Origin of the sequence: Staphylococcus sp. GDX8P54P (assembly GCF_017893165.1) — a bacterium.
Taxonomy (GTDB): domain Bacteria; phylum Bacillota; class Bacilli; order Staphylococcales; family Staphylococcaceae; genus Staphylococcus; species Staphylococcus borealis.
In genome coordinates, this window is the sequence record NZ_JAESMM010000029.1 from 24,047 (window position 1) to 37,105 (window position 13,059).

Below are 13,059 nucleotides of genomic sequence, written 5' to 3' on the forward strand. Positions count from 1 at the left end.
GGTTCATCACACAATATTTGAGGGGTGAATCTGTTTGGCAGGTCAAGTTGTCCAATATGGAAGACATCGTAAACGTAGAAATTATGCGAGAATTTCAGAAGTATTAGAATTACCAAACTTAATAGAAATTCAAACTAAATCTTACGACTGGTTCCTAAAAGAAGGTTTATTAGAAATGTTCCGTGATATCTCTCCAATTGAAGATTTCACAGGTAACCTTTCATTAGAATTTGTAGATTATCGATTAGGTGAACCAAAATATGATTTAGAAGAATCAAAAAACCGTGACGCTACTTATGCTGCACCTCTTCGTGTTAAAGTACGTCTAATAATTAAAGAAACTGGCGAAGTTAAAGAACAAGAAGTATTCATGGGTGACTTCCCATTAATGACAGATACAGGTACATTTGTAATCAATGGTGCAGAACGTGTAATCGTGTCTCAATTAGTACGTTCACCATCCGTTTACTTCAATGAGAAAATTGACAAAAACGGTCGTGAAAACTACGATGCAACAATTATTCCTAACCGTGGTGCATGGTTAGAATATGAAACGGATGCGAAAGATGTAGTATATGTACGTATTGATAGAACACGTAAATTACCGCTAACAGTATTATTACGTGCTTTAGGTTTCTCTCACGATCAATCAATTATTGATTTATTAGGAGACAGTGAATACTTACGTAATACACTTGAAAAAGACAGCACTGAAAATACTGAACAAGCATTATTAGAAATATACGAACGTTTACGTCCTGGTGAGCCACCAACAGTTGAAAATGCGAAAAGTTTATTATATTCACGCTTTTTCGACCCTAAACGTTATGATTTAGCAAGTGTTGGTCGTTACAAAGCAAATAAAAAGTTACACTTAAAACACCGCTTATTTAACCAAAAATTAGCAGAACCAATCGTCAATAGCGAAACTGGTGAAATTGTTGCTGAAGAAGGTACAGTATTAGATCGTCGTAAATTAGACGAAATTATGGAAGTTTTAGAAACAAATGCTAATAGTGAAGTGTTTGAATTAGAAGGTACAGTTATTGATGAACCTGTTGAAATTCAATCAATTAAAGTTTACGTTCCAAATGATGAAGAAGGTCGTACAACTACTGTAATTGGTAATGCTTTACCTGATTCAGAAGTTAAATGTATTACACCAGCAGATATCATTGCGTCAATGAGTTATTTCTTTAACTTGTTAAATGGTATTGGTTATACAGACGACATTGACCATTTAGGTAACCGTCGTTTACGTTCAGTTGGTGAATTATTACAAAACCAATTCCGTATCGGTTTATCAAGAATGGAACGTGTTGTGCGTGAAAGAATGTCAATTCAAGATACAGATTCAATCACACCACAACAATTAATTAATATCCGTCCTGTAATTGCTTCTATTAAAGAGTTCTTCGGTAGCTCTCAATTATCACAATTCATGGACCAAGCTAACCCGTTAGCTGAGTTAACACATAAACGTCGTCTATCTGCCCTAGGACCTGGTGGTTTAACACGTGAACGTGCTCAAATGGAAGTGCGTGACGTTCACTACTCTCACTATGGACGTATGTGTCCTATCGAGACACCAGAGGGACCAAACATTGGTTTGATCAACTCACTTTCAAGTTATGCACGTGTGAATGAATTTGGTTTCATTGAAACACCATATCGTAAAGTAGACTTAGACACTAACTCTATTACAGATCAAATCGACTACTTAACAGCTGATGAAGAAGATAGCTATGTAGTAGCCCAAGCGAACTCTCGCTTAGATGAAAATGGCCGTTTCTTAGATGATGAAGTAGTATGTCGTTTCCGTGGTAATAACACAGTTATGGCCAAAGAGAAAATGGACTACATGGACGTATCTCCTAAACAAGTAGTATCAGCTGCGACAGCATGTATCCCATTCCTTGAAAACGATGACTCTAACCGTGCCTTAATGGGTGCGAACATGCAACGTCAAGCAGTACCATTGATGAACACTGAAGCACCATTTGTTGGTACAGGTATGGAACATGTTGCTGCACGTGACTCAGGCGCTGCAATTACTGCTAAACATAGAGGTCGTGTTGAACATGTTGAATCTAAAGAAATCTTAGTTCGTCGTTTAGTAGAAGAGAACGGCATTGAACATGAAGGTGAATTAGATCGCTATCCATTAGCTAAATTCAAACGTTCAAATACAGGTACTTGTTATAACCAACGTCCAATTGTTACAGTTGGCGACGTTGTTGAGTACAATGAAATTTTAGCTGACGGACCATCTATGGAATTAGGTGAAATGGCGTTAGGACGTAACGTTGTAGTTGGTTTCATGACTTGGGACGGTTACAACTATGAGGATGCTGTTATTATGAGTGAACGTCTAGTAAAAGATGACGTTTATACTTCAATTCATATTGAAGAATATGAATCAGAAGCGCGTGATACTAAACTAGGACCTGAAGAAATCACTCGTGACATTCCAAACGTGTCAGAAAATGCACTTAAAAACTTAGATGATCGTGGTATTGTCTACGTTGGTGCTGAAGTTAAAGACGGTGACATCTTAGTAGGTAAAGTAACGCCTAAAGGTGTGACTGAGTTAACAGCTGAAGAAAGATTATTACATGCTATCTTCGGTGAGAAAGCACGTGAAGTACGTGATACATCATTACGTGTGCCTCACGGTGCCGGTGGTATCGTTCTTGATGTTAAAGTGTTTAATCGTGAAGAAGGCGATGATACTTTATCACCAGGCGTTAACCAATTAGTACGTGTATACATCGTACAAAAACGTAAAATCCATGTTGGGGATAAAATGTGTGGTCGTCATGGTAACAAAGGGGTTATCTCTAAGATTGTTCCTGAAGAAGATATGCCTTACTTACCAGATGGACGTCCTATCGATATCATGTTAAACCCACTTGGTGTACCATCTCGTATGAACATCGGACAAGTATTAGAACTACACTTAGGTATGGCTGCTAAAAACTTAGGCATCCATGTTGCATCTCCAGTATTCGATGGTGCGAACGATGATGATGTATGGTCAACAATCGAAGAGGCAGGTATGGCACGTGACGGTAAAACAGTCTTATACGATGGTAGAACAGGTGAACCATTCGATAATCGTATTTCTGTTGGTGTTATGTACATGCTTAAACTTGCACACATGGTTGACGACAAACTTCATGCGCGTTCAACTGGTCCATACTCACTTGTAACGCAACAACCACTTGGTGGTAAAGCACAATTCGGTGGACAACGTTTTGGTGAGATGGAGGTATGGGCACTAGAAGCTTATGGTGCTGCATACACATTACAAGAAATCTTAACTTACAAATCTGACGATACTGTAGGACGTGTTAAAACTTACGAAGCTATCGTTAAAGGTGAAAACATCTCTAGACCAAGTGTTCCAGAATCATTCCGTGTATTGATGAAAGAATTACAAAGTTTAGGTTTAGATGTCAAAGTTATGGATGAACATGATAATGAAATCGAAATGGCGGATGTTGATGATGAAGATGCAACTGAGCGCAAAGTAGATTTACAACAAAAAGATGTTCCTGAAACACAAAAAGAAACTACTGACTAATTAGAAATAGAAGTTATCTAACATAAGGGATATGAAACTCAGTTCGATTTAATTCTGAAACATGGATAAATCGTACTGATTTCCTCCCTATATTCATAATGACTTGTTTTAGTTTCAATAGATGTAAATCAATCAAATAGCACAGCTAATCTAAATTGAAGGAGGTAGGCTCCTTGATTGATGTAAATAATTTCCATTATATGAAAATCGGTTTAGCCTCACCTGAAAAAATCCGTTCATGGTCATACGGTGAAGTAAAAAAACCAGAAACAATCAACTATCGTACATTGAAACCAGAAAAAGATGGTCTTTTCTGTGAAAGAATTTTTGGACCTACAAAAGACTGGGAATGTAGTTGTGGTAAGTACAAACGTGTACGCTACAAAGGCATGGTCTGTGACAGATGTGGTGTAGAAGTAACTAAATCTAAAGTACGTCGTGAAAGAATGGGACACATTGAATTAGCTGCTCCAGTTTCACATATTTGGTATTTCAAAGGTATTCCAAGTCGTATGGGTCTTTTATTAGACATGTCTCCTAGAGCATTAGAAGAAGTGATTTACTTCGCTTCATATGTTGTTGTAGATCCAGGCCCAACTGGCTTAGAGAAAAAATCTTTACTATCTGAAGCTGAATTCAGAGATTATTATGATAAATATCCAGGCCAATTTGTCGCTAAAATGGGTGCTGAAGGTATTAAAGATTTATTAGAAGAAATCAACTTAGACGAAGAATTAAAATCATTACGTGACGAATTAGAATCTGCAACAGGTCAAAGATTGACACGTGCGATTAAACGTTTAGAAGTTGTTGAATCATTCAGAAACTCTGGTAATAACCCAGCATGGATGATTTTAGATGTACTTCCAATTATTCCACCAGAAATCCGTCCAATGGTTCAGTTAGATGGTGGACGTTTCGCAACAAGTGATTTAAATGACTTATACCGTCGTGTAATTAACCGTAACAACCGTTTGAAACGTTTATTAGACTTAGGTGCTCCTGGCATCATCGTTCAAAACGAAAAACGTATGTTACAAGAAGCTGTAGATGCTTTAATTGACAACGGTCGTCGTGGTCGTCCAGTTACTGGTCCAGGTAACAGACCATTGAAATCTCTTTCACATATGCTGAAAGGTAAACAAGGTCGTTTCCGTCAAAACTTACTTGGTAAACGTGTTGACTATTCAGGTCGTTCAGTTATTGCAGTTGGACCAAGCTTGAAAATGTATCAATGTGGATTACCTAAAGAAATGGCACTTGAATTGTTCAAACCATTCGTAATGAAAGAATTAGTTCAACGTGAAATTGCTACGAACATCAAAAACGCTAAAAGTAAAATTGAACGTATGGACGATGAAGTTTGGGACGTATTGGAAGATGTAATCAGAGAACATCCTGTATTACTTAACCGTGCACCTACACTTCACAGATTAGGTATCCAAGCATTTGAACCTACATTAGTTGAAGGTCGTGCTATCCGTCTTCACCCACTTGTAACAACAGCTTACAACGCGGACTTTGACGGTGACCAAATGGCTGTTCACGTTCCTTTATCTAAAGAAGCACAAGCTGAAGCACGTATGTTAATGCTAGCTGCGCAAAACATCTTGAACCCTAAAGATGGTAAACCTGTTGTAACACCATCACAAGATATGGTACTAGGTAACTATTACCTTACTTTAGAACGTAAAGATGCAGTAAACACTGGCGTAATCTTTAATGATACTAATGAAGTGCTTAAAGCATATGCAAATGGTTATGTACATTTACACACTCGTATTGGTGTGCATGCGAAATCATTTAATAACCCTACATTCACAGAAGCTCAAAACAACAAAATTTTAGCTACTTCAGTAGGTAAAGTGATCTTCAATGAAATCATTCCTGATTCATTCGCATTTATTAATGAACCTAGCCAAACTAATCTTGAAGGTAAAACACCAGATAAATACTTTATTGATCCAACTCAATTAGGTGAAGGTGGACTTAAAGCTTACTTTGAAGAACAAGAACTTATTGAACCATTCAATAAAAAATTCTTAGGTAATATTATTGCCGAAGTCTTCAATAGATTTAGCATCACTGACACATCTATGATGCTTGACCGTATGAAAGATTTAGGTTTCAAATTCTCATCTAAAGCTGGTATTACTGTTGGTGTAGCAGATATTGTTGTACTTCCAGATAAACAAGATATCTTAGATGAACATGAAAAATTAGTTGAACGCGTATCTAAACAATTTAACCGTGGTTTAATTACTGAAGATGAACGTTATAATGCGGTTGTTGAAATTTGGACAGATGCCAAAGATCAAATTCAAGGCGAATTAATGCAATCACTTGAGAAAACAAACCCAATCTTCATGATGAGTGACTCTGGTGCCCGTGGTAACGCATCTAACTTTACTCAGTTAGCTGGTATGCGTGGTTTAATGGCCGCTCCATCAGGTAAAATTATCGAGTTACCTATCACATCTTCATTCCGTGAAGGTTTAACGGTATTAGAATACTTCATCTCTACTCACGGTGCGCGTAAAGGTCTTGCCGATACAGCCCTTAAAACAGCTGACTCTGGTTACCTTACTCGTCGTCTTGTTGACGTTGCACAAGATGTTATCGTTCGTGAAGAAGACTGTGGTACAGACCGTGGTTTACTCGTTTCTGATATCAAAGAAGGTACAGAAATGATCGAACCATTCATCGAACGTATTGAAGGACGTTACTCAAAAGAAACAATTCGTCATCCTGAAACGGATGAAATTATCATTCGTCCTGATGAATTAATTACAGCTGAAATTGCTAAGAAAATCACTGATGCAGGCATTGAACAAATGTACATCCGCTCAGCATTTACTTGTAACACACGTCACGGTGTTTGTGAAAAATGTTACGGTAAAAACCTTGCAACAGGTGAAAAAGTTGAAGTGGGTGAAGCAGTTGGTACAATCGCTGCGCAATCAATCGGTGAACCTGGTACCCAACTTACAATGCGTACATTCCATACAGGTGGTGTAGCAGGAAGCGATATCACTCAAGGTCTTCCTCGTATCCAAGAGATTTTCGAAGCACGTAATCCTAAAGGTCAAGCCGTGATTACTGAAATCGAAGGTGTCGTTGAAGATATTAAATTAGCTAAAGACCGTCAACAAGAAATTGTTGTTAAAGGTGCTAATGAAACAAGATCTTACTTAGCTTCAGGTACTTCTAGATTGAAAGTAGAAATCGGTCAATCAGTTGAACGTGGTGAAGTGTTAACAGAAGGTTCAATCGAGCCTAAGAACTTCTTAGCCGTTGCTGGTTTAAATGCAACTGAAAGCTACTTACTTAAAGAAGTTCAAAAAGTTTATCGTATGCAAGGTGTAGAAATCGACGATAAACACGTTGAAGTAATGGTAAGACAAATGCTACGTAAAGTTAGAATCATTGAAGCTGGCGATACTAAGTTATTACCTGGTTCATTGGTTGATATTCATAACTTTACAGATGCAAACAGAGAAGCATTTAAAGAACGTAAACGTCCAGCAACAGCTAAACCAGTATTGCTTGGTATTACTAAAGCTTCTCTTGAAACAGAAAGCTTCTTATCAGCAGCGTCATTCCAAGAAACGACACGTGTGCTTACAGATGCAGCTATCAAAGGTAAACGTGATGACTTACTTGGACTTAAAGAGAACGTTATCATCGGTAAGTTAATTCCAGCTGGTACTGGTATGAGACGTTATAGCGACGTTAAATACGATAAAGCGGAAACACCAGTTACTGAAACTGAAGAAGCCGAAGTTATTGAATAAACTATGAAATAAAGCCTATTAGGAATTATTTTCATAATTGACGAGACGGGACATATCTAACTTTTAAAGAGGTAGTCTCGCTCTCGTTCTTTATTTTTTAAAATGAGTAAAAAGTCTACAAAAAATGTTGACTTGATACTTCAATAAGTGTTATTATTGTAAAGGTTGATGCAAGCAGAACTTTGGAGGATATTTTAATGTCTAATGAAAAAGTTGCACGCTTTAACAAACAACACTATGTAGTTGGTCTTAAAGAAACGCTTAAAGCGTTAAATAGAGATCAAGTTGCATCTTTGATTATTGCTCAAGACGTTGAGGTACATTTGTTAGCTCACGTATTTAGTTTAATCAATCATAAAAATATACCTATCACTTATTATCAAAGCAAACATGCTTTAGGTAACTATGTAGGTATTAATGTTAATGCAACCATTGTTGCGTTATTGAATGAGAATTAGTAAGTATTTTGCTTACTAAATTTTATTTAACCTAAAAATGAACCACCTGGATGTGTGGAATTAAAAAGTGAAGAGAGGAGGACATTTCAATGCCAACTATTAACCAATTAGTACGTAAACCTAGACAAAGCAAATCTAAAAAATCAGATTCACCAGCTTTAAACAAAGGTTTTAATAGTAAAAAGAAACAATTTACTAACTTAAACTCACCTCAAAAACGTGGTGTTTGTACTCGTGTAGGTACTATGACACCTAAAAAACCTAACTCAGCGTTACGTAAATATGCACGTGTGCGTTTATCAAACAATATTGAAATCAACGCATACATCCCTGGTATCGGCCATAACTTACAAGAACACAGTGTAGTACTTGTACGTGGTGGACGTGTAAAAGACTTACCTGGTGTGCGTTACCACATCGTACGTGGTGCACTTGATACTTCAGGTGTTGACGGACGTAGACAAGGCCGTTCATTATACGGAACTAAAAAACCTAAAAATTAAGTTTAAGATTGTGTAAATTTTAATTTCAATTTTTAATAATATACTATAATAGGAAGGGAGGATTTTAATTATGCCTCGTAAAGGATCAGTACCTAAAAGAGACGTATTACCAGATCCAATTCATAACTCTAAATTAGTTACAAAATTGATCAACAAAATCATGTTAGATGGTAAACGCGGAACAGCACAAAGAATTCTTTATTCAGCATTTGACCTTGTAGAACAACGCAGTGGTCGTGATGCTTTAGAAGTATTTGAAGAAGCAATCAACAACATTATGCCAGTATTAGAAGTAAAAGCTCGTCGTGTGGGTGGTTCAAACTACCAAGTACCAGTTGAGGTTCGCCCTGAACGTCGTACAACTCTAGGATTACGTTGGTTAGTAAACTACGCGCGTCTTCGTGGTGAAAAAACTATGGAAGATCGTTTAGCTAACGAAATCTTAGATGCTGCTAATAATACAGGTGGTGCCGTTAAGAAACGTGAGGACACTCACAAAATGGCTGAAGCGAACAAAGCATTCGCTCACTACCGCTGGTAAGATTAAAGCTTTAACCCTGAGTGTGTTCCGTCACATTGGTTTACCAAATAAGATGGCTCATGCTTAGGGCATCGCCATATTCAATAGTACTTATTCAGTAATTACTGGAAGGAGAAAAACAATGGCTAGAGACTTTTCTTTGAAAAACACTCGTAATATCGGTATCATGGCTCACATCGATGCTGGTAAAACAACTACGACTGAACGTATTCTTTACTATACAGGTCGTATCCACAAAATTGGTGAAACACACGAAGGTGCTTCACAAATGGACTGGATGGAACAAGAACAAGACCGTGGTATTACAATCACATCAGCTGCTACAACAGCTCAATGGGATGGCCACCGTGTAAACATTATCGATACTCCAGGACACGTAGACTTCACTGTAGAGGTTGAACGTTCATTACGTGTACTTGATGGTGCGGTTACTGTACTTGATGCGCAATCAGGTGTAGAACCTCAAACTGAAACTGTTTGGCGTCAAGCTACAACATACGGTGTACCTCGTATCGTATTCGTAAACAAAATGGATAAATTAGGCGCTAACTTCGATTACTCTGTAAGCACATTACATGATCGTTTAGATGCTAACGCTGCACCTATCCAATTACCAATTGGTGCCGAAGATGAATTTGAAGCTATCATTGACTTAGTTGAAATGAAATGTTTCAAATATACAAACGACTTAGGTACTGAAATTGACGAAATTGAAATTCCTGAAGATCACAAAGAAAGAGCAGAAGAAGCTCGTTCTAATTTAATCGAAGCAGTTGCTGAAACTAACGACGATTTAATGGAAAAATATCTTGGTGACGAAGAAATTTCAGTTGAAGAATTAAAAGATGCTATCCGCCAAGCAACTACTGACGTAGAATTCTACCCAGTACTTTGTGGTACAGCATTCAAAAACAAAGGTGTTCAATTAATGCTTAACGCAGTAATTGACTACTTACCATCACCTTTAGATGTTAAACCAATTGTTGGTCACCGTGCTGACAATCCTGAAGAAGAAGTCATTGCTAAACCAGACGATTCAGCTGAATTCGCTGCATTAGCATTTAAAGTTATGACTGACCCTTATGTTGGTAAATTAACTTTCTTCCGTGTATATTCAGGTACTTTAACATCAGGTTCTTACATTAAGAACTCAACTAAAGACAAACGTGAACGTGTAGGTCGTTTATTACAAATGCACGCTAACTCACGTCAAGAAATCGATACTGTTTACTCAGGCGATATCGCTGCTGCAGTTGGTCTTAAAGATACAGGTACTGGTGACACATTATGTGGTGAAAAGAATGACATTATTTTAGAATCAATGGAATTCCCTGAACCAGTTATCCACTTATCAGTAGAACCTAAATCTAAAGCTGACCAAGATAAAATGACTCAAGCTTTAGTTAAATTACAAGAAGAAGACCCTACTTTCCATGCACACACAGATGAAGAAACTGGACAAGTTATCATCGGTGGTATGGGTGAGTTACACTTAGACATCTTAGTTGACCGTATGAAGAAAGAATTCAACGTTGAATGTAATGTAGGTGCGCCAATGGTTTCATACCGTGAAACATTCAAGCAATCTGCACAAGTTCAAGGTAAATTCTCTCGTCAATCTGGTGGTCGTGGTCAATACGGTGATGTTCACATTGAATTCACACCAAACGAAACTGGCGCAGGTTTCGAATTCGAAAACGCTATCGTTGGTGGTGTAGTTCCTCGTGAATACATTCCATCAGTTGAAGCTGGTCTTAAAGATGCTATGGAAAACGGTGTCTTAGCTGGATATCCATTAATCGATGTTAAAGCTAAATTATTTGATGGTTCATACCATGATGTCGATTCATCAGAAATGGCCTTCAAAATTGCTGCATCATTAGCGCTTAAAGAAGCTGCTAAAAAATGTGATCCAGTTATCTTAGAACCAATGATGAAAGTAACAATCGAAATGCCTGAAGAATACATGGGCGATATCATGGGTGACGTAACAGCTCGTCGTGGACGTGTTGATGGTATGGAACCTCGTGGTAATGCACAAGTTGTTAACGCTTATGTACCACTTTCAGAAATGTTCGGTTATGCAACTTCATTACGTTCTAACACTCAAGGTCGCGGTACTTACACAATGTACTTCGATCACTATGCAGAAGTTCCAAAATCAATCGCTGATGATATCATCAAAAAAAATAAAGGTGAATAATTAAACTTGTTTTAACTAGATTTTCTAGGTAAAATACAGCGTATGCTTATTCTTTAAGCAAACACCTTTATGAATTGATTTTTTACTGAAAATGCATTATAAATGAATTATGAATTCTAACAATCATTATGTCTCATGATGGTGAGAAACTATCATGAGAGATAATATTGAAATAACTTTTACTAGAATAGGAGAGATTTAATAATGGCAAAAGAAAAATTTGATCGCTCAAAAGAACATGCCAATATTGGTACTATCGGTCACGTTGACCATGGTAAAACTACTTTAACAGCTGCTATCGCAACTGTATTAGCTAAAAATGGTGACACTGTAGCACAATCATATGACATGATTGACAACGCTCCAGAAGAAAAAGAACGTGGTATCACAATCAATACTGCACACATCGAATACCAAACTGACAAACGTCACTATGCTCACGTTGACTGCCCAGGACACGCTGACTATGTTAAAAACATGATCACTGGTGCTGCTCAAATGGACGGCGGTATCTTAGTAGTATCTGCTGCTGACGGTCCAATGCCACAAACTCGTGAACACATTCTTTTATCACGTAACGTTGGTGTACCAGCATTAGTAGTATTCTTAAACAAAGTTGACATGGTTGACGATGAAGAATTATTAGAATTAGTTGAAATGGAAGTACGTGACTTATTATCTGAATACGACTTCCCAGGTGACGACGTACCTGTAATCGCTGGTTCAGCTTTAAAAGCTTTAGAAGGCGACGAAAAATACGAAGAAAAAATCTTAGAATTAATGCAAGCAGTTGATGATTACATTCCAACTCCAGAACGTGATTCTGACAAACCATTCATGATGCCAGTTGAGGACGTATTCTCAATCACTGGTCGTGGTACTGTTGCTACAGGCCGTGTTGAACGTGGTCAAATCAAAGTTGGTGAAGAAGTTGAAATCATTGGTATCCATGACACTTCTAAAACAACTGTTACTGGTGTAGAAATGTTCCGTAAATTATTAGACTACGCTGAAGCTGGTGACAACATCGGTGCATTATTACGTGGTGTTGCTCGTGAAGACGTACAACGTGGTCAAGTATTAGCTGCTCCAGGTTCAATCACACCTCACACAAAATTCAAAGCAGACGTATACGTTTTATCTAAAGACGAAGGTGGACGTCACACTCCATTCTTCACAAACTATCGTCCACAATTCTATTTCCGTACTACTGACGTAACTGGTGTTGTTAACTTACCAGAAGGTACTGAAATGGTTATGCCTGGCGACAACGTTGAAATGACAGTAGAATTAATCGCTCCTATCGCGATTGAAGACGGTACTCGTTTCTCAATCCGTGAAGGTGGACGTACTGTAGGATCAGGCGTTGTAACTGAAATCATCGAATAATTTTAATTATTCTTTATTTCAAAGACTCCCTTTAAGGGAGTCTTTTTTTTGGAGAAGAACAGAAATTAAAATAATTGGTTGTCCTCTCCCAGCTTGCTTAGTTTATAGAATTTCTTGATGAGATTCCCTTTGCTAGGGATCTACCGTCAAGTATGACTAGATTTAAAAAACTCTTGATTCAAGCGCATTTTAAATTTAAAACAGCCAGCTACTGCCTAAATGTTTAAAGAGGCTAAGACAATTCATTTTGTTTTAGTCTCTTTTTATATGCTCGATAATTGGCACTATTGTGTTTCTATATGATTAATAACTATAGCTATCACAGTTTGTTATATATAAATATTACTTCCTTTTATATAAAAATGGGGGTGGGACAGAATTCTTTTTAAATTCGTTGTCCCACCCCCGCAAGGGTGACTAGAACTGAGAAAAGCTTGAATTAAGCGCCTTCTCAGTTCAGTCAGCTACTGCGAATTTGCAAAATAGCTTCATTATATTATTTTTGTCCCAGCCTCATTGTTCCATTAAGCTAAACGATTCAATTTTAAAACACATTTTCAATTTCTAATATTTTCAAGAACTCAC

The 13,059-nt window shown here is 37.5% G+C and carries 7 protein-coding genes; all 7 read left to right on the forward strand.

Annotation, left to right across the window (positions count from 1 at the left end; translation table 11 throughout):
• The first annotated feature begins 34 nt into the window (after positions 1 to 34).
• The 7 genes from rpoB (at position 35) to tuf (ending at position 12,474) form a co-directional block, all read left to right on the forward strand.
• Complete coding sequence (gene rpoB / locus KA909_RS10380; RefSeq protein WP_053031027.1) at positions 35 to 3,586, forward strand: DNA-directed RNA polymerase subunit beta; 3,552 nt, start codon at positions 35 to 37, stop codon at positions 3,584 to 3,586.
• A 200-nt stretch (positions 3,587 to 3,786) separates the two neighbouring features.
• Positions 3,787 to 7,380: a DNA-directed RNA polymerase subunit beta' gene (gene rpoC, locus KA909_RS10385; RefSeq protein ID WP_210130183.1), complete on the forward strand. Its 3,594-nt coding sequence runs from the start codon at positions 3,787 to 3,789 to the stop codon at positions 7,378 to 7,380.
• Between the two features lie 197 nt (positions 7,381 to 7,577).
• A complete protein-coding gene (locus KA909_RS10390; RefSeq protein ID WP_053031031.1) occupies positions 7,578 to 7,838 on the forward strand; it encodes a ribosomal L7Ae/L30e/S12e/Gadd45 family protein in 261 nt (86 codons plus the stop codon).
• An 89-nt stretch (positions 7,839 to 7,927) separates the two neighbouring features.
• A complete protein-coding gene (rpsL, locus tag KA909_RS10395; RefSeq protein ID WP_053031033.1) occupies positions 7,928 to 8,341 on the forward strand; it encodes a 30S ribosomal protein S12 in 414 nt (137 codons plus the stop codon).
• A 70-nt stretch (positions 8,342 to 8,411) separates the two neighbouring features.
• Positions 8,412 to 8,882 (forward strand): 30S ribosomal protein S7, encoded by a 471-nt coding sequence (gene rpsG / locus KA909_RS10400; protein ID WP_001137495.1) that lies wholly within the window; start codon positions 8,412 to 8,414, stop codon positions 8,880 to 8,882.
• A gap of 121 nt (positions 8,883 to 9,003) precedes the next feature.
• The gene (gene fusA, locus KA909_RS10405) at positions 9,004 to 11,085 is read left to right on the forward strand and encodes an elongation factor G (protein ID WP_070854628.1); all 2,082 of its coding nucleotides are present in this window, start codon (positions 9,004 to 9,006) and stop codon (positions 11,083 to 11,085) included.
• Positions 11,086 to 11,289: 204 nt separating this feature from the next.
• Positions 11,290 to 12,474 carry an elongation factor Tu gene (tuf, locus tag KA909_RS10410; RefSeq protein WP_193839730.1) on the forward strand — a complete coding sequence of 395 codons (1,185 nt, stop codon included), beginning with the start codon at positions 11,290 to 11,292 and terminating at the stop codon, positions 12,472 to 12,474.
• The last annotated feature ends 585 nt before the right edge of the window (positions 12,475 to 13,059 follow it).